This window comes from Methylorubrum populi (genome assembly GCF_002355515.1).
Lineage (GTDB): Bacteria > Pseudomonadota > Alphaproteobacteria > Rhizobiales > Beijerinckiaceae > Methylobacterium > Methylobacterium populi_A.
This window is the reverse complement of the sequence record NZ_AP014809.1, coordinates 334,637-352,042: the sequence shown is the minus strand read 5'-3', so window position 1 is coordinate 352,042 and position 17,406 is coordinate 334,637. Positions and strand designations below refer to the sequence as shown.

Below are 17,406 nucleotides of genomic sequence, written 5' to 3'. Positions count from 1 at the left end.
CGAAGTCAGTAGTGCCCTTCTCGGCCAAAGCCCGAGAAGGCGGATGGACCGACCCCTGAACAGATTCTTGAAGGTTGGAAGCGCGACCAGACGCCGACCGAGAAAGCGTTCTACACCTTCTCGAGCAAGGTGCGCCGGTGGACCGCCTTCCTCGCGGAGCGTAATGTCACGTGCGATAGGGCCAGCCTGTCGGATGCGTCTGATTGGAAGATCGCCTCGCTCGTCGAGCGATCGGCGAAGAGCGTCTCGAACGATCTCTACGCTGTCAAAGCGATCTACGGGTGGGCCGTGGCGAATGGGAAATGACCGGTCCACCCCTTCTCCGGGCTGAAGCAGCCTCGGGCCGCCGTCAAAGGTCAGCGGCGATCCACGAAGCGCGATTTCACCGACGAGGAAGCCGTACGCGTCCTCACCGCAGCACGAGACCGGAGAGGCTATGGGCGTTGGGTCCCATGGATGGCCTGCTTCACTGGCGCCCGCATCTCGGAGATCTGTCAGCTGGAGCGATCCGACATCGTATCATCGAAGGGCAACCACTATTTCCGGATGACCACCGAGTATGACAGCGAGGGCGAGGAGTCCCAGATCTCGGAAGCGAAGAAAGCGAAAAAAACCTTAAGAACCACAGCTCGAAGCGGTTCATTCCCATACATCCGAGATCGATCGAAGAAGGCTTTCTGGATTTTGTTGCCGCTTGCAAAGACAATGATCTATTTTCTGACGCGACGCCGGATCGCTTTGGGAATCGCGGCGGCAATGCAACGAAGGTGATCAGCCGTTGGGTAAGGGAAAAGCTAGAGATAACGGATCCGCGTATCAGCCCAAGTCATTCCTTTAGGCACAGATTTTCAACCTTGTGTAAGAACTTTAACGTCCCGCCCGAGATGAGAGACAGGCTGATAGGTCACAGCAGTGGCGAAGCCAGCGAACTCTATGGTGAAGAATATTGGATTTCGACGCTATCGGTAGAAATCAGAAAACTACCTGTGCCGAGCGGACTAGGATAAAAATTTATTCTCGGCGACATGGCTGGGGCGCCAGGATTCTCACTCAGCATGACCTCAACAGAGGGCATCAGCTAAGTTATTGCAATTGCAGGCGCCTTAGCTTCGTGTGCACACGCAGTGGATACGATCCTGCGCTCACTGCCAAGGGCGCCCTCTGGCCATCCACAGGCGGCTGTAAGGCATCGCCCTCTCGCTCACGCAGGTCGCTCTGAAGCATGCCGAAGGTCCACAAGGCGCCATGAGCTGACCTCCGGCTGACACGCGCAGAAACGCCGCTCTCGACCCTTCTCGGACGCAGGTGCAGCGCCGCGTTAACTGCGTGCCGCTACATCGCTGATAATGAGACGCTTCACACTCGGTGTATCAATCTGGACTGCTGGCGCCGTTCTGCTGCTTTACGTAGCTATCGTTATGATTGACGGTCTAGAAAGTGACCGTCGGACTCTCGCCATTATTTTCGAAGACAACTGGCAAGTGACGCTGCCGGGCTTGGCGATGACAGTCATTGGCTACCGCATCATGTCGCGTGCGCGCTTGTAGCTGTGGCAGTTCACCCGCCGCTGTCTTGAACGTCTGCAAGCCAGCCCATCCGGACCTTCGCCAAAAATGGGCCGAATGTTCGCAATGAGGCAGGAGTTGGCTCCTCGCTTGCTTAACTGTACTTTCAACCTCAAGTTATTGGATGTCGTCTTCTGCCGGCGCGGCGGATGCTGATGCTGCGGACGTCAACCTATCGGTCATAAAGGCGCTGGTGTGTTGTGACTGCCTTTCGCACCATTGACCGTGCGACGGGCGACGATGCCAAGGGTCAAGCCCTGAACGATGATCGAGAACAGCACGACGGCATAGGTCGCGGCGAGCAGCGCCGGCTTGTGCTCGCCCTCAGGCACGGTGAGCGCTAACGCCACCGAGATGCCGCCGCGCACGCCCGCCCAGGTCAGGAACGGCACGTTCCGCGCCGAGAGGGAGTCGTCGCTCCAACGAAGTAGGAGCAGGGAAACCGAGACCGCTACGCCGCGCCCGAGGATGACGAGGGGTACGGCGGCAGCGGCCAGCCAGAGCGCCGATGCATCGAAGCGCAGGACGAGCACCTCCAGGCCGATCAGCAAGAACAGCACCGAGTTCAGCACCTCGTCGATGAGCGTCCATAGCGCAGAGACGTAGCCTTGGGTGCGCTTGCTCATCGCGTCGCGAGGGCCCCGCTCTCCCACCAGCAACCCGGCCGCAACCACGGCGAGCGGTCCGCTGGTGCCGAGCTTCTGCGCCAGTGCGTAGGTGCCGGTCACGAGCGCGAGCGTGATCAGCACCTCGACGGAAAAGTCGTCAATGGCACGCATGGACCGGTAAGCGATGTAGCCGGTGACGAGGCCGAGCAAGATGCCACCACCCGCCTCCACCAATAGCAACTCGACGATGCCGAGCGCGCCTCGCTCGCCGCCACCAGTAGCAGCAGCAAACCCAAGGAATGCGGTGAACAGCACCACGCCGACGCCGTCGTTGAACAGCGCCTCCCCCTGCATTTCGACCTCCAAGGCCTGCGGCACCTGCACGTTCTTGAGCGTGGCGAGGACCGCGACCGGGTCGGTCGGACTGATCAGAGCGCCGAAGACTAAGGCCCAGACGAGCGGTAGGGCGTGGCCGAGTGCCTGACTCACGCCCCAGACAGCGAGCCCCACCACCGCGGTCGAGACCGCCGTACCGACCAGCGCCAGGGTCGCGACCGGCCAAGCCCGCTCTCGCAGCGCCTGCAGGTTGAGATTAAGCGCGCCGGCGAACAGCAGGAAGGCCAGCATGCCGTTCATTACGACCTCGGTGAAGTCGATCTGCTGGAGCGCCGTCGTGAGCGCGTCGTAGAGGTGCCGCTGCGGGAAGGCGAGGTCGACTGCAACGAGCACCAGCGACGCGAGCAGCCCCAGGATGAGGAGGCCAATGGCGTGCGGGAGCGGCAGGAAGCGCCGGTTGAGCCAGCTGAACAGGGCCGAGAGCGTCAGCAGCAGGGCGGCGAGGTCGAAGATCGAAATCATGGTGGCCCTCGCATCGGTGGAGGGTCAGCCTCACGAGCTGCCCGGTCGGGAAAGGTCAGAGATGCGCTCAGGCACCTCGTGGACCTGCTTGCGGCGCGTCCGTCCGTTGAGCCGAGAGTCGGACCTGTTCCCGTCGCCGGCTGCAAGTCCGTCCGCCGCAACCGTCTGCGCGATTAAACCGCTCCAGTGCCGGGGCGGCAGCACGTCGCCCGCGCGGCAGCCGGCGGTCAGCCTTGGGTGGAGCCTCGCAAGGGCAACCGGACGGCAAACTCGGGTGTTCCGTGCGGGCCACAGCAAGTGAGCTTCTGTGTCCTCACACCAGCTACATTTTTCGCGTCCAGCGCGCCGCCCGCTCATGCCGCGACAGACATTGGGCCGGCAGAGGCTAAGCCACCGCTCTCGACCCCTTGCAGACCTTCCAGCCTGCTGGTCCGAATGCCCGCTCGCAAGAGAAGAGCAGACCTCAAGGCGGTAAGCCGGATTTTGGTCCGGCCGGAAGGTGAGCTTCCGGATCTTATTCGGCGGCCTGCAGGGCCGCCGCCAGGGCAATTTCCTGGGGCCTTCGCCCCCCTGGGCGGTGTGAGGACGGCTCTCGTTGTAGTGCCGCCGCCACGTCTCGATCTTGCTCCTCGCGTCGGCTAACGGCAAGAACTGACCTGACCGGCTGGTTTTGGACCGGGCTGATTGAGAGGATCAGCCAGGACCGAAGGAGTCGAACATGCGGCAAGGACAGAAGACGAGCGCGGAGTAGGTGGTGCTGAAGCTGCGCCAGATTGGCCTGCTGCCGGTTTCACGGACACCCGGTTTAGGTGTGATGGTGAAGCCGGAGGTGCTCCATGCAGCGTCGCAAGTTCGGACGTGAGTTCAAGATCGAGGCGGTTCGACTGGTTCGGGAACGGGGTGTCAGTGTCGCGCAGGCCGCGCGCGATCTCGATGTTCACGCGACGATGCTGCACCGGTGGGTGAAGCAGGCGGCGGCCGATCCGCGGCACGCCTTTCCCGGTCAGGGGCAGATGAAGCCCGAGCAGATCGAGATCGATCGCCTGCGCAAGGAGGTCGCTCGTCTAAAGGCGGAGCGTGATATCCTAAAAATGGCCGCCGCCTACTTTGCGAGGGACGCGATATGAAGTTCGCGTTCATCGCAAAGCATCGCGCTGTCTGGCCGGTTGCTTGGATGTGCGCGGCGCTGGGTGGCTCGCGCTCCGGCTTCCACGCTTGGCTCATCCGGCAGCCCAGCCAACGCACACGGGACGACGAAGCCATCCTGAGCAAGGCCCACGCGAGCTTTGTTGCCAGCGACCGCACCTACGGCGCAAGGCGCGTCTGGCGCGATGTGTTGGCCGAGGGTGTCTCGTGCGGGCTGCACCGCATCGAGCGGATCATGCGCGAGAACGCCTTGCGGGCACGACCTCGCCGACGAGGGCTGCCGAAGGACGAGGGCGAGCGGGCCGCTGCCTCGCCCAATCTTCTGGATCGGCGGTTCGCGGCCGACGCCCCGAACCGGAAATGGATCGCCGACTTCACGTATATCTGGACGGTCGAGGGCTGGCTCTACGTCGCCGCCGTCATCGATTTGTTCTCGCGCCGCGTCGTAGGTTGGTCGATGCAGGCCAGCATGACGGCTCAACTCGTCACGGATGCGCTCGTCATGGCAATCTGGCGCAGGGGCAAGCCGGATGCCTTGCTGCATCACTCGGATCAGGGATCGCAATACACGAGTGAAGCCTTCCAGCGTCTGATGGCCGAGCATGGCGTGACCTGCTCGATGAGCCGGTCGGGCAACGTCTGGGACAACGCGGCGATGGAGAGCTTCTTCTCGTCGCTGAAGACCGAGCGCACCGCCCGGCGGACCTATCGCACGCGGGATGAAGCCCGGGCCGACGTGTTCGATTACATCGCGCGCTTCTACAACCCGGCGCGGCGGCACTCGACCTTGGGCTACCTCAGCCCTGTCGAGTTCGAAAACCGAGCCCGATTAGCTTAGGACGGGGTCCACCAAACCGGCAGCAGGCCAGATCGCCTTCCAAGCGGACATGCGAATAGGTAGCGCGGAGGGTCCGCAAAGGCTCAGGAACTCACCCGCTATCGATAAGCAGGATCTGGGCAACGGCTTCCGAAGGCCCCCGCTACTCTGCGCCGCCTGGCTCGGACATCTTCCTGTGCCGCTCCGCCTTCATCGAGTCGGGCAGGATGCGGTTCAGCACCGCAGCTTCGAACTGCGTCGCGATGCTACCAGCTACGACCTTCTCCCGACCCGCCATCATCGCTTCGTAGCCCGCCTTTGCCACATCGGCCGGGTCACTCTTCGGACCCGCTCCGATGCTGGTGTCATCCATGCCGGCGTGATGGAAGAAGTTGGTCTCGGTCTGACCAGGCAAGAGGGCCGTTACGGTGACGCCGGTGTCGCGCAGCTCGTTGCGGATGGCTTCGGCGAATGAGAGAACGAACGCCTTGGAGGCGCCGTAGACGGCCTCGAACGGCACCGGTGTGGTGCCCGAGATCGAGGACGTGAATAGGACGCGCCCTCGGCCCCGGGCGACCATACCGGGCACAACGAGCTTGGCGAGGTGAACGGTCTCGATGACGTTGACCCGCATGAGGTTCAGTTCGTCCTCCCAGCGGTTCTCGACGAAGGGACCGCCGAGGCCGACACCGGCGTTGATGGCGATGGCCTCAAGGGGCCGCTTAGCGGCTTGGATCGCCGCATGCAGTGTTTCGACGCCCGCCGGGGTCGACAGGTCGGCTCGACAAGATTCGACCGACGTTCCAGCCTCGCGCATCCGGGCGGCCACCGCATCGACGTGCTCGCCGCGGGCGGCAATCAGAAGATCGTAGCTATCGGCTGCAAACAGCTTCGCCAGTTCCAGCCCGATGCCGCTGGAGGCGCCCGTCACCACCGCCAGTCCCTTGCACTCACGCACTCCCATCATCGGTTCCGTCCCGCTCGCCATCGCGCTGGTGCCGAAGCGCAACGCTCCGGTGGTCGAGATGATCCCGCGTTGATTTTCGTGCGCTGGAGTCCCTGGCCGTCGGGCTGCATCGCGCCAGCAGCGGACCCTCGCCATCATGACGTGAAATGTCCGCTTCAAGTGACAGAGGAGGCTTGTGCCTCGTTGACATAGATTAGGCGTCACCCGCATCGCACAGCGGGACCAAGTCAAGGGTTCCATGTAGGTGGTCGAGCGGTCGCCGCGCGGCCGATCCGCTCGGCCGCCGCGAGGTTAGGAAAGCAACGCCGGCGGCTCAAACTGACCGATGTAGCGGATCGCGGTGCGGCTCAGGGCGTCGGGGTCGTCGCCGCGGATGCTGACTCCATCCGCCAGGAACAGCAGATTGAAGCCCGCCGCCCCCGCCGTTCGGGCGAGTGCCGGTGATGCGCGGCGTTGAGGCCGGCATCGACCTGCGACGAGGGGCGGAGCCAGGCGGCGACGTGACGGCTGCCCGGACAAAGGAAGGCACCTAGACCCATCCGGTCGCGGCGGGACTTGGCAGGCACCTCAGGCCGTTCCGACGCGGTACTCGCGGGGCGGCCTGGTGCCGTTGATCGCGAAGTCGCCGACGCTGCGCTCGCGGTAGATCCGCGGATTGTGCGAGGTCAGCGTGCGGGCGTTGCGCCAGTGGCGGTCGAGCCCGTGCTCGGCCTTCGTAGCGGAGGCGCCGAGCGCGTCGAACAGCACGGTCGTCGCCTCCAGGACGAGGTTCGTCACCACGGTCACGGCTTGGTTGACCTCGACGTCGGCGAGGGCGCAGGCCGGCTCGGCCGCCGCCCGCCCTTGCCCTTGTGCAGCTTCGGCGGCGCGCTGGACGCCCTCGGCCGCCTTCAGCACGATGGCGCCCGCGGCATAGGCGTTGCCGCGCACCCGGCCAACCACCGCCTGGACCTGCGGGTCGTCGGCAGGGCGCCCGGCATTGCCGTGGCTGTAGACCCGGGCGCGGGCCGCGACGAGCCCAGCCGCGTCCTCCGCTGCCGCCCGGCCGATCCCCGCCAGCGTGGCCAGATGCACGAGCTGGAAGAAGGCCATGGCGTAAGGGAAGCGCACGGTTTCCGGCTTGATCAGCTCCGGCGCGAGCACGACGCCGTCGAAGCGCGCGGTGCCGCTCGCGGTGAGCGCCTGTCCGAAGCCGTCCCAATCGTCCTCGATCGTGACGCCGGGCGCGCGGGTCGGCACCGCGGCGACCACTGGCGCGCCCGCCTCGTCCTGGGCCGAGAGGTGGATCCAGTCGGCGAACAGTGCGCCCGTCGTGTAGAACTTTTGGCCATCCACCACCCGCTCGTCGCCGCGTCGGCGCAGCACCGTGTCGAACTGCCCGACCTTGGCCGGTCCGGTCTCGGACACGCCGCTGCCGACCGTCTCGCCCGCGGCGAGCCGGGCGGTCCAGCGGGCGCGCCACTCGGGCGAGGCAGCGGTTAGCACATCCTCGGTGAAGCCGAAATGGGCGCGCAGGGCGTTGGTGACGTTGGAATCTGCCGCCGACAGCTCGATCAATAGGTTGAAGAGTTCCGGCAGGCTCGCGCCGTGTCCTCCCGCCTGAAGCGGCAGGCGCAGCGCGGTGAATCGCGCTTCCCTCAGCCAGCCGAGTTCGGCATGGGGCAGTCCGCGCTCGGCGTCCCGCCCGACGGCGGTGGCGCGGATCTCGGCGAAGACCGGCCTGAAGCCTGCCGCGAGATCCTCGTAGCGTCCGCTCGGACCGCCACCCCAGCCCGCATCGATCTGCGACATCGTCCGGTCATCCTCCGCTGCCCGCCGCCGAACCGGACCGCGAGTGCGGCCTCGGGCTGCGGCCTGTCCATGGAATCGACAATTCTTGGCCTGAGCTCAACAAGAACGGCTCGATTACTTGCGTTGGGCCGCACTTTTGGAAATCACGGCTCTCCGGTAATTGATCCGGAGGAGTGGATTTCCTGCGCCTCGACATGGGAGGGAACACCGTTCTCCCGGTCTCAGGCACGCGTCGTCCTCACCGAAGCTCCGACGGCCGATCATCAGCCATTGACGGCCATCTGGTCGCACTTTTCCGCGCTCCTTGCCTGTCCGCGAAGGTGATGAACTGCGCCGAGGACCAGACGCGGCTGCCGTCGCGCTGGCGGCCCGAGAAGTAGACCGGCCGGAAGCCGAACGCGGCGTTGTCCGCCTCGACGACGATATGGCCGGCCAGATCCCGCGGCAGCGGCTGCTCCGTCAGGCGCTCCAGTGCCAGGAACAGCCCGGCCCCGCCGAGATCGCGCCGCAGCGCGCCGGCCTCGATCAAGTCGCGGCCGGTGATCTCCCAGGAGAAGTCCGGGGCATGGACGAAGGACGCGGGCCGGCGAGGGTCGCCGACCTTCACGAAGCCGCCGATCGTCCCCTCGACGAGAATGCGGCAGGCGCCAAGGTCGCCGATATCGATCTCGATGGTGTCGCTGTCGCCGTAGGTCTCGGAGCGGAAGGCGATCTCGGTCGGGCCTGCGCGCCACGCAGTCTCCTCGGGATGCTCGAAGCCCTGGGGCGTGACCCGCCGGATCGTGCCGTTGAGAATGCGGATGCGGCCCTCCCAGGCGGCCCAGCGGTAGCGGTCGCGGATGCGCGCGCCGCCGAAGCGCAGGCGCACCAAGCGCTCCGAGAAACCGAGTTCGGCGTGGAGGTCGCGCCGCCAGATCTCGCCGCTGTGGTCGTGGGCGGTCAATGCCTCCCATCCGGCCTCGCCGAGGAAGCGGTAGTCGAGCTGTGCCGGCCCCTCGTGGACGAAGGCGTCGCCCTGGCGATGCGGGCCGCAGCGCACGAGCAGCGCGCTGCGCTCACCCGTGGTCGCGAAGGTGTGGCGCGCTCGGAGCGCCCGGCCGACCGCGCGGCGGTCGAGCGTGTCGGCGAGGATGCCGGTCAGGCCGCCGCGCACCCCGAAAACCTGCACACCCGGCGCGCCGCCCCCGGGCCGTCCGCGATGTTCGTCGCCGTTGGCGCAGACGCCGAGCTGGTAGCCGCGGGCGATCACGTCCCGGTAGAGCCAGTCGAACTGGCCCCAGGCCGAGGCGATCTCGACCAGCCGCTCCAGCTCGGGATGGTGCCAGTCCGGAATGTAGCGGCGTCCGCCGACATGCGGGATGACGAGGTGATGTTCGGGATCGTGCGCGTAGGCCGCCCAGAGATCCTCGACCGGCCAGCGTCCGACCTCGACCCCCGTGCCGCCCATGCTCTCGTTCCAGAGGAAGGTGCGGTTGTGCTCTCCCCGCTCGTTGAAGGGAAAGCCGGGGGGATCGTCGCCGAGGAACAGCACCTGATGGTCGCCGCCCGCGGTCGAGCTGCCGCACCATTCCTGCACCGAATAGGCGACGAAGCGCCCCGGCGCGTCGAAGCCGGCAGTCACCGCCACGCCCTCGCGCCAGCCCTCGTCGGTGATCTGGAAGTCGTTGGCAGTGTAGCCGTAGACGTCGACGCCGGCCACGTCGCGGGCATAGGCCGCGTTGTAGGTTGGGCTGTTGGTGCCGACCGTGTCGTGGGCATGGACGTGGAGGTCGCCGTAGAGCGCGCGCGGAACCGGCGCGTCGGGAAGGCCCGTGACGAAGGCCTCGCCCGGTGCGACGTCGCGGGCGCCGGGACGCGCGACGGCGATGTGCAGTTCGCCCGAAGCCGGCGGCAGATCCTCGACCCGCAGCACCGCCCAGCCCGTATCCGGCACGGCGTGGTCGCGCCGGTACGCCTCACCGCCGTCCTGTGATGCCGCGATCTCGACGGACCCGCCGAGGTCGCGGGCGACGTTGCCCCAGCGGTCGAGCAGCGCCAGCGTCAGGGGCGGCGCGACGCCCTCGGCCACGAAGCGGGGAGCGCCGAGCTGAATCCGCGCCGGCGGTCCCGCGACGATCGCGATGACCGGATCGCCCGGCACCGCAACGTAGCGGGAGGTGCCGAGCGGATCGACGTAGCAGCGGAAGCGGAAGCCGTCCTCGACGAAGGTCTGGACGCGGGTGCCGGGCCCCCCGGCGCGCCGGTCGCCCAGCCGGATGACGATGCGGTCGCCGGCGTTGAGATAGCCGTCGACCACGTCAACGATCACCGCCTTCTGGAACGGGCGCTCGTGGCCCTTCTGGTCGAAGCGCACGCTCAGCGACTGCACGGTGGCGGGCGACTGCCCCGGCACTAGCGGGCCGGCCTCGTACTCCGCGCTGACGTAGTTGGCCGCGCCCGGCTCCGCGGTCTGGAACAGGGCCCAGTCGGAGTAGAACTTAAAGGTCGCCTTGAAGGTGGCCCCGTCGGCGATGCCGCAGGCGCCGACCTCGTAGGTCAGCACGATCTCGTGCCAGCTGCCCGCCACCAGCCGGTCGTGGCTGCAATGGATGCTGCCGAGGAAGGGACGCGCCTTGATCGCCTGGTAGAGCCCGGCCGGCGCGACGTGCTCGCCCAGCCGCGCCCGGCCCTCGGTCTTGTCCTGCATCGCCGATCATTCCTTCGCAACGTACCGTCTTGCCACGGGTCTATAGCCTCCATTTTATGTCATGTCTTGCGCGCTCGATTGAATTGTCCATAATGCAGATAGATCTGAATGGATCTTATCTTTCTGCTCTAAATAAAAGAACGATCATGTTATCTCGATCCATCTGGTGGGCGATTCTTCTCTTCGTGACTCTTGGGACCTGCGCGGCGAAGGCGCAGACGCAGCCGCTGCCCGTGCGGATCGGGGCGATTCCGGTGCTCGGCGCGGCACCTTTGTTCGTGGCGGAGCGGGAAGGCTGGCTTGGCGCCGGCGGCCTGAAGCCCGCGGTGACGCTGTTCGATTCCGGGCCGAATGCCGTGCAAGCGGCGGCGAGCGGGACGCTCGATGTCTACGTCGCCGGGATCACGCCGGTGGCGATCGGCCGGACCCGGAGTGTCGATCTGCGGGTGGTGGCGGCCACCGCGGTCGGCGAGAACGTGCTCGTGGCCGGCACCAAGCTCGCCGGCCCGCTCACCGACGGCACGGCGCCGGCGGCGGCCTTCCGGCGCTTCCGCGAGGAGAACGGACGGCCCGCCAAGATCGCGACCCAGCCGCTCGGCTCGATCCCCTACACCAACCTGTCCTACTGGCTGCGCGAGGTGCACAAGGTCGATCCGGCCGACGTGCAGATCGTGACGCTCGGCATCGACGCGGCCCAGCAGGCGATCCTGGCCGGGGCGGTCGAGGCCGCGACGGTGCGCGAGCCGGGCCTCAGCATCATCCGCGAGCGCAACCCGCAGATCCGCCTAGTCGCGGGCGGCAACGACCTCTTCCCGGGCCAGCCCGGAACGGTGGTGGCGGTGCGCGGCGCCTTCCTTGAGCAGAACCCGGAGGCCGTGCGCACGCTCGTCTCGGCGATCGTACGGGCCGTCGATCTACTCAAGCGCGAGCCGGAACGGGCGCTCCCGGCGGTCGAGGCGGCGCTCGGCAAAGGCATCGTCAGCGCCGCCACCTTGCGCAACGCGCTCACCTCGCCCGCGACCCAGTACGTCGCCGATCCGCGCAGCATCGTGGCGGCGACGGGCGCGATGCTGTCCTTCCAGACCACCCTCGGCATCAGCGAGAAGACCCCGCCCACGGACGGACTGTTCGACCCCCGCTTCTTCGAGGCGGCCCAGGCCGAGGCGAGCGCGAAGTAGCATGGGCAAGCGGATGGAGAACCGGCGCGGCTTCCTGCGCATGGCCGGCTCGCTTGCCGGAGCGGGCGTCGCCACCGGGGCGCTCGCGGAGGCGAGCCCCCTCGACGTGCCGCCTTGGACCCGCGAGCAGGGCGCCACCGCCCCCGGCTACGGCCGGCCCGCCCCGAATGAGACGCTCGCGCGCTATCCGCGGCTGCCGCCGCGCTTCCCCGGGGCCTCGTCCACGGTGACGCCGCTCCAGGGTCTGCACGGCATCCTGACTCCGAACGGCCTGCATTTCGAGCGCCACCACGCCGGCATTCCGGCGATCGACCCGGATCGGCACCGCCTCGCCGTGCACGGCCTCGTCGAGCGCCCGCTGACCCTGACGATGGACGACATCGTCCGTTTCCCCACGGTCTCGCGGCTGCATGTCCTCGAATGCTCGGGCAACACGCCCTGGCTCGGGGCCAAGCCCGACTGGACGGTGCAGGACAGCCACGGCCTGATCTCCTGCGCCGAGTGGACCGGCGTCGAGCTCTCAACCTTGCTGGCCGAGGTCGGCCTGAAGCCGGGGGCGGCCTGGATCCTGGCGGAGGGAGCGGATGCCTGCGCCATGACCCGCTCGGTTCCCCTGGACGCGCTCGACGGGGCGATCCTCGCCTACGCCCAGAACGGCGAGCGGCTGCGCCCGGAGCAGGGCTATCCCTTGCGGCTGTTCCTGCCGGGCCTGGAGGGCAACCTCAGCATCAAGTGGCTGCGCCGCATCAAGGTCGGCGACCGCCCGTTCCAGACCCGCGAGGAGACCTCAAAATACACCGACCTGATGCCGGATGGCAGCGCGCGCCAGTTCACCTTCGTGATGGAGGCCAAATCCGTCATCACTGCGCCGTCGGGCGGCCAGCGGCTTCAGGAGCCCGGCTTCCACGAGATCCGCGGGCTCGCCTGGACCGGGCGCGGACGGATCTCCGGCGTCGAGGTCTCGACCGATGGCGGCGTCTCCTGGCGGGAGGCGCGTCTGGAAGGACCGGTGCTGCCGCGCTGCTTCACCCGCTTCCGTCTGCCCTGGCGCTGGGAGGGCGGGCCGGCGCGGCTCCTGAGCCGGGCGCGGGACGAGACCGGCTACGTGCAGCCATCGCGCGAGGCTCTCGTCGCGGTGCGCGGCACCCGCTCCTTCTATCACAACAACGCGGTGTTCGGCTGGAGCATCGGGCCGGACGGAGCAGTGACCTATGCGGCGTGAGGCGCTCCTTCCGCTCGTCCTGAGCCTCGCTCTCACCGGGGCCGCTGCGGCCGAGCCGCTCGGCATCGGCCGCTCGGCCACTCCGGAAACCATCGCGGCCTGGGACATCGACGTGCGTCCCGATGGCCGGGGTTTGCCGCCCGGCCACGGCAGCGTGCGCGATGGCGCGAGCCTCTACGCGGCGCGCTGCGCCGCCTGCCACGGCGCCCGCGGCGAGGGGGCGGCCGCGGAGGCTCTGGCCGGCGGCCAGGGCAGCCTCGCGAGCGCCAAGCCCCTGCGCACGGTCGGCAGCTTCTGGCCCTACGCCACGACCCTGTTCGACTACGTGCGCCGGGCCATGCCGTTCGACGCGCCGCAATCGCTCACCGCGAACGAGACCTACGCGGTCAGCGCCTACGTGCTGCATCTCAACGGCCTGCTGCCGGAGGAGGCGAGCCTCGACGCCGCGTCCCTGCCACGGGTCGCCATGCCGAACCGCGACGGCTTCACCGCCGACCCGCGGCCCGACGTCCCGCCCCCGAACCCAGCACCCCGCCCCGCCGAGCGCACGGAAGCCCGATGACCCTGACTCGACGCCACGTCACCGGCGCGCTGGCCGCCGGCCTCGCGACCGGCCTCGCCTTGGGCCGATCCGGCCCGGCCCGCGCCGGCCGGACGGTGAAGTTCAGCTACCAGCGCTCCTCGACCCTCCTCACCGTCTTGAAGGCGCGGGGCACTCTGGAGGAACGGCTCGGCCGGCAAGGTTTCGGCGTGAGCTGGCACCTCTTCACCAAGGTTCTCGAACCGATGAACACCGGCGCGGTCGACGTCCACGCGGACGTGGCCGACGCGGTGCCGGTCTTCACTCAGTCGGCGGGCGCAGCCTTGACCTTTTACGCCATGGAGGGCGCCTCGCCGCGGGCCGAGGCGATCATCGTCCCCGACGAGTCGCCGATCCGCACGCTCGCCGATCTCAAGGGCCGCACGGTCGGCGTCTCGAAGGGATCGGGCTGCCACTTCATCCTCGCGGGCGCGCTGAGGCGCGAGGGACTGCGATTCGCCGACATCCGCCCGGCCTATCTGGAGGCGCCCGACGGGCTCGCCGCGTTCGAGCGGGGCGGGATCGAGGCGTGGGCGATCTGGAACCCGTTCCTCGCCATTGTCCAGGCCAAGCGCCCGGTGCGGGTGCTCGCCGACGCCACCGGCCTGTCGAGCTACAATCGCTACTACACGGTCAACGACAGCTTCGCCGCGGAGCAGCCGGAGGTGGTGGCGACCGTCTTCGCCGCGCTGGTCGAGGCGGGGCAATGGGTCAAGGCCAACCCGTCGGCGGCTGTGTCCCTCCTGGCGCCGATCTGGGGCGACCTGCCGCCGGAGGTCGTCGCCACGGTCAACGAGCGGCGCTCCTACGCCGTGCGGGCGGTCGACCGGGCAGCGCTCTCCGAGCAGCAGCCTATCGCCGACACCTTTCTGGAAGCCGGGCTGATCCCGCGCCGGCTCGACGCCACCGCCGTGCGGCTCTGGCAACCGCCGGCCGGACGGGGGTGAGCCGATGAGCCATCCGCTCCGCTTCGGCGTCTGGGCCCCAGTCCACGGCTCCCGCGCCGCCCGCCACGATCCGGACGAGCCGCACGACGCCTCCTGGGCCCGCAACCGCGCCCTCGTGCTCGCGGCTGAACGCCTCGGCTACGATTCTGTCCTCGTCGCCCAGCACACGGTGAACCCCTACGACGAGACCCGCGACCAGCTGGAGGCCTGGACGGCCTCGGCCGCCCTCGCGGCGCTGACGCAGCGGATCGAACTCATCGCGGCGATCAAGCCGGGGCTCTACCACCCGGTCGTGCTCGCCAAGATGGCGCTGCAGATCGAGCACGTGAGCCAGGGACGCTTCAGTCTCAACCTCGTCAACGCCTGGAACCGCGCCGAATTCGAGCGGGCCGGCCTGCCGTTTCCGGCCCATGACGAGCGCTACGCCTACGGCCGCGAATGGATCGACCTCGTCGACCGGCTGCTGCGGGGCGAGCGGGTCTGTTTCGAGGGCCGGCATTTCCGCGTCGAGGATTATCAGCTCAAACCGGCCGGCACCTACCGGGCGCGGCCGACCATCTATGTCGGCGGCGAGTCCGAGCCGGCCCGCGCGCTGGTCGCCGATCACGGCGACGTCTGGTTCATCAACGGACAGCCGATCGCAGCGGTCGCCGACCTCATCGCCGACGTGGCCCACCGCCCGGCGGCGGTGGGCCGGCTGCGTTACGGCCTTTCGGCCTTCGTGATCGCCCGTGAGACCGACGGGGAGGCGGAGGCCGAGTTCGCGCGCCTGCTGAGCCTGAGCCGCCGCGACGAGGCACTTCGGAACGAGACCCGAGCGCGCACGGATGTCGCGAGCGTGATGTTCGCCAAGACCGACGCGGCGGCCTCGCACCATGTCGGCACCAACGGCGGCACGGCGGCCGGGCTCGTCGGCAGCTACGATACCGTAGCGGATCGCATCCGCGCCTTCCACGCAGCCGGGATCGAGCTTTTCATGCTGCAGTTCCAGCCATTTGAGGCGGAGATGGCCCGCTTCGCCGAGCAGGTGTTTCCGCGGGTGCGGGGATGAGGCCGGTCGAGCCGATTCCCGGCGGCGCGGTCGGTGACAGCGTCGATGCGGTGCCGCCCGCGCCGCGCCTGTTCGTGCTGGGGCTCCAGCACGTGCTCGTCATGTACGCCAACGCCATCGCGGTCCCGCTCATCGTCGGCGGGGCGCTGCAGTTGCCCAAGGATCAGATCGCGCTCCTCATCAACGCCGACCTGTTCGCCTGCGGCATCGCCACGCTGATCCAGACCGTGGGCATCGGCCCGTTCGGGATCCGGCTCCCCGTCATCATGGGTGTGACCGCGGTGGCGATCCAGCCGCTTCTCGCCATCGCGGCGATGCCCGGGGTCGGGCTCACCGGCATCTACGGCGCGGTGATCGTCGGCGGCCTCTACGGGCTTCTCGTCACGCCCTTCATCGGTCGGGTGATGCGGTTCTTCCCGCCGGTCGTGACCGGCACGATCCTCCTGATGATCGGCATCGCGCTCACCCGCGTCGCCGTCGGCTGGGCGGGCGGGGGCGCGGGTAGCGCCGGTTTCGGCGCTCCCGGAACGGTCGCGGTGGCGGCCGGCGTCCTCTCCGCGACGCTCCTGATCGCCCGGTTCGGTCCGGGCTTCGTCGGGCGCATCGCCGTGCTTCTCGGGATCGCGCTCGGCTACGGCGTCACCCTGGCGCTCGGCTGGACGAGCTTCGAAGGCCTCGGCGCCGAGCCGTGGCTGCGGGTGGTGCTGCCGCTGCAGTTCGGGGCGCCCACTTTCCACCTCGTGCCCTGCCTGATCCTGTGCCTCGTGATGACCATCGTCTTCATCGAGGCGACCGGCATGTTCCTGGCGCTCGGCGTCATGACCGGGCGAAAGGTCGGGACGGAGGACATCCGGCGGGGCCTGCGCGCCGACGCGCTCGGTACGCTGATCGGCGGCCTGCTCAACACCTTCCCCTACCTGTCCTACTCGCAGAATGTCGGCCTCGTCGGGCTCACCGGCGTGCACAGCCGCTGGGTCTGCGCGGCGGCCGGCGCGATCATGCTGTTGCTCGGCCTCGTGCCGAAGGTCGCCTATCTCGCGGCCTCGATCCTGCAGCCGGTGCTCGGCGGGGCGGCCCTGGTGATGTTCGGCATGGTGGCGGCGACCGGCATCCGCATCCTGGCCCAGGTCGATTACGCCCGGGCGGGCAGCCGCGACGCACTCATCATCGCCGCCTCGCTGGGGATCGGCTTGATCCCGATCGTGCAGCCGCTCTTCTTCCGGGCCGTGCCGGACGCGCTCTCGCCGATCGTCAAGGACCCGATCCTGCTCACTGCGATCGCGGCCATTCTTCTCAACGCCCTGCTCGGGCAGACCCGAGCTCAGCCCAAGGCGGAGAGGTCCGGCGACGGGATCGGTGCCTCCGAGCCCGAGATCGCCGCCTCCATCAGGTCGAGCCGGTCCTGACCCCAGAACGGCTCGTCGCGATAGAAATAGAACGGCGCTCCGAACACCTGCCGCCCGATCGCCTCACGGGTCAGCGCTGCCTCCGTCGCGCGGTGAGCGGGCTCGTCGGCCCGGGCAAGCAGCCGCTCGCCGTCTAGCCCGGCGTCCTCAGCGAGGCCGACGATCGTGCCGGGATCGGCGATGTCGAGTTCGTCCGCCCAGACGGCGCTGAGGCCCGCATGGACGAAGTCGGCGACCGCGCGGCCCTCGTCGAGGGCGGCGAGCAGGACGCGGTGGGCGAGCGAGGGATCGGCCGGATAGAACTTCGGGTGCAACACCAGCGGGATGCCGCGGATGCGGCGCCAGCGCTGCATCTCGACGAGACGGTAGGCCTGCCGCTGCAGGGGTCGCTCCTTGACGGGCTTGCCGCCGCCGGCCGCGAAGACGGCCATTAGATCGACCGGCTTGTAGACGATCTCCGCGCCGGTGCGCTCCGTGAGCGCGCGGAAGGCGCGGCTCCCGACATAGGACCACAGCGAGAGGAAGCTGAAGTAGTACTCGACGGTCGGCGTCGAGGAAGCCTGGATGGTCACGGGCGGCACCAA

Annotated in this window: 13 protein-coding genes and 1 pseudogene; 8 read left to right on the top strand and 6 right to left on the bottom strand. The window is 68.2% G+C overall.

The annotated features are described in order from the left end of the window. Window positions 1–456: 456 nt before the first annotated feature. Window positions 457–771: a hypothetical protein gene (locus MPPM_RS27725; protein WP_157914072.1), complete on the top strand. Its 315-nt coding sequence runs from the start codon at window positions 457–459 to the stop codon at window positions 769–771. A gap of 973 nt (window positions 772–1,744) precedes the next feature. Here MPPM_RS27725 and MPPM_RS01575 read toward each other — a convergent pair. Both MPPM_RS01575 and MPPM_RS27720 read right to left on the bottom strand, forming a co-directional pair. Further along, a complete protein-coding gene (locus tag MPPM_RS01575) occupies window positions 1,745–3,031 on the bottom strand; it encodes a cation:proton antiporter (protein WP_096483271.1) in 1,287 nt (428 codons plus the stop codon). 514 nt (window positions 3,032–3,545) lie between these two features. Further along, a pseudogene (locus tag MPPM_RS27720) lies at window positions 3,546–3,682 on the bottom strand (integrase core domain-containing protein); the annotation flags it as partial. A gap of 185 nt (window positions 3,683–3,867) precedes the next feature. Between MPPM_RS27720 and MPPM_RS01565 the strand changes: the two are divergent. Then, window positions 3,868–5,015, top strand: a protein-coding gene (locus MPPM_RS01565; protein ID WP_096483267.1) for an IS3 family transposase whose coding sequence is annotated in 2 segments (ribosomal slippage) — window positions 3,868–4,123 and window positions 4,123–5,015 — 1,149 coding nt in all. Because the reading frame shifts where the segments join, the coding sequence is not laid out codon by codon here. Window positions 5,016–5,157: 142 nt separating this feature from the next. Here MPPM_RS01565 and MPPM_RS01560 read toward each other — a convergent pair. The 3 genes from MPPM_RS01560 to MPPM_RS01545 form a co-directional block, all read right to left on the bottom strand. Continuing rightward, on the bottom strand, window positions 5,158–6,003 hold the full coding sequence (locus tag MPPM_RS01560; protein ID WP_244573445.1) for an SDR family NAD(P)-dependent oxidoreductase: 846 nt from the start codon (window positions 6,001–6,003) through the stop codon (window positions 5,158–5,160). 525 nt (window positions 6,004–6,528) lie between these two features. Next, the gene (locus MPPM_RS01550) at window positions 6,529–7,752 is read right to left on the bottom strand and encodes an acyl-CoA dehydrogenase family protein (protein WP_096483265.1); all 1,224 of its coding nucleotides are present in this window, start codon (window positions 7,750–7,752) and stop codon (window positions 6,529–6,531) included. Window positions 7,753–7,990: 238 nt separating this feature from the next. After that, window positions 7,991–10,438 (bottom strand): hypothetical protein, encoded by a 2,448-nt coding sequence (locus MPPM_RS01545; RefSeq protein WP_096483263.1) that lies wholly within the window; start codon window positions 10,436–10,438, stop codon window positions 7,991–7,993. Between the two features lie 146 nt (window positions 10,439–10,584). Here MPPM_RS01545 and MPPM_RS01540 point away from each other — a divergent pair, with 146 nt between their 5' ends. The 6 genes from MPPM_RS01540 to MPPM_RS01515 are packed head-to-tail and all read left to right on the top strand — an operon-like array spanning window position 10,585 to window position 16,822. Beyond that, a complete protein-coding gene (locus MPPM_RS01540; protein WP_096483260.1) occupies window positions 10,585–11,616 on the top strand; it encodes an ABC transporter substrate-binding protein in 1,032 nt (343 codons plus the stop codon). 1 nt (window position 11,617) lies between these two features. Next, window positions 11,618–12,838, top strand: a complete 1,221-nt coding sequence (gene soxC, locus MPPM_RS01535) for a sulfite dehydrogenase (protein WP_173807862.1) — start codon at window positions 11,618–11,620, stop codon at window positions 12,836–12,838. Beyond that, the gene (locus MPPM_RS01530; protein ID WP_096483258.1) at window positions 12,828–13,400 is read left to right on the top strand and encodes a c-type cytochrome; all 573 of its coding nucleotides are present in this window, start codon (window positions 12,828–12,830) and stop codon (window positions 13,398–13,400) included. Before soxC ends, MPPM_RS01530 begins: the two co-directional genes overlap by 11 nt. After that, window positions 13,397–14,365 carry an ABC transporter substrate-binding protein gene (locus tag MPPM_RS01525; protein ID WP_096483256.1) on the top strand — a complete coding sequence of 323 codons (969 nt, stop codon included), beginning with the start codon at window positions 13,397–13,399 and terminating at the stop codon, window positions 14,363–14,365. The genes MPPM_RS01530 and MPPM_RS01525 overlap by 4 nt, the downstream gene beginning before the upstream one ends. Before the next feature lie 4 nt (window positions 14,366–14,369). Beyond that, window positions 14,370–15,416: an LLM class flavin-dependent oxidoreductase gene (locus tag MPPM_RS01520; RefSeq protein ID WP_096483254.1), complete on the top strand. Its 1,047-nt coding sequence runs from the start codon at window positions 14,370–14,372 to the stop codon at window positions 15,414–15,416. Beyond that, entirely contained in the window at window positions 15,413–16,822 is a 1,410-nt protein-coding gene (locus MPPM_RS01515; protein WP_096483252.1) for a nucleobase:cation symporter-2 family protein, read from the top strand. The genes MPPM_RS01520 and MPPM_RS01515 overlap by 4 nt, the downstream gene beginning before the upstream one ends. Here the strand turns inward: MPPM_RS01515 and MPPM_RS01510 are convergent. After that, on the bottom strand, window positions 16,738–17,394 hold the full coding sequence (locus MPPM_RS01510) for a 2-hydroxychromene-2-carboxylate isomerase (protein ID WP_096487667.1): 657 nt from the start codon (window positions 17,392–17,394) through the stop codon (window positions 16,738–16,740). The genes MPPM_RS01515 and MPPM_RS01510 overlap by 85 nt on opposite strands. Window positions 17,395–17,406 lie beyond the last annotated feature (12 nt).

What these genes read in the sequence shown, in the direction of transcription:
- MPPM_RS01515 (WP_096483252.1), top strand. Translation starts at nt 15,413, where the DNA reads ATGAGGCCGGTCGAGCCGATTCCCGGCGGCGCGGTCGGTGACAGCGTC.
- MPPM_RS01520 (WP_096483254.1), top strand. Translation starts at nt 14,370, where the DNA reads ATGAGCCATCCGCTCCGCTTCGGCGTCTGGGCCCCAGTCCACGGCTCC.
- MPPM_RS01540 (WP_096483260.1), top strand. Translation starts at nt 10,585, where the DNA reads ATGTTATCTCGATCCATCTGGTGGGCGATTCTTCTCTTCGTGACTCTT.
- MPPM_RS01545 (WP_096483263.1), bottom strand. Translation starts at nt 10,438, where the DNA reads ATGCAGGACAAGACCGAGGGCCGGGCGCGGCTGGGCGAGCACGTCGCG.
- MPPM_RS01575 (WP_096483271.1), bottom strand. Translation starts at nt 3,031, where the DNA reads ATGATTTCGATCTTCGACCTCGCCGCCCTGCTGCTGACGCTCTCGGCC.
- MPPM_RS01525 (WP_096483256.1), top strand. Translation starts at nt 13,397, where the DNA reads ATGACCCTGACTCGACGCCACGTCACCGGCGCGCTGGCCGCCGGCCTC.
- MPPM_RS01530 (WP_096483258.1), top strand. Translation starts at nt 12,828, where the DNA reads ATGCGGCGTGAGGCGCTCCTTCCGCTCGTCCTGAGCCTCGCTCTCACC.
- MPPM_RS01550 (WP_096483265.1), bottom strand. Translation starts at nt 7,752, where the DNA reads ATGTCGCAGATCGATGCGGGCTGGGGTGGCGGTCCGAGCGGACGCTAC.
- MPPM_RS27725 (WP_157914072.1), top strand. Translation starts at nt 457, where the DNA reads ATGGCCTGCTTCACTGGCGCCCGCATCTCGGAGATCTGTCAGCTGGAG.
- soxC (WP_173807862.1), top strand. Translation starts at nt 11,618, where the DNA reads ATGGGCAAGCGGATGGAGAACCGGCGCGGCTTCCTGCGCATGGCCGGC.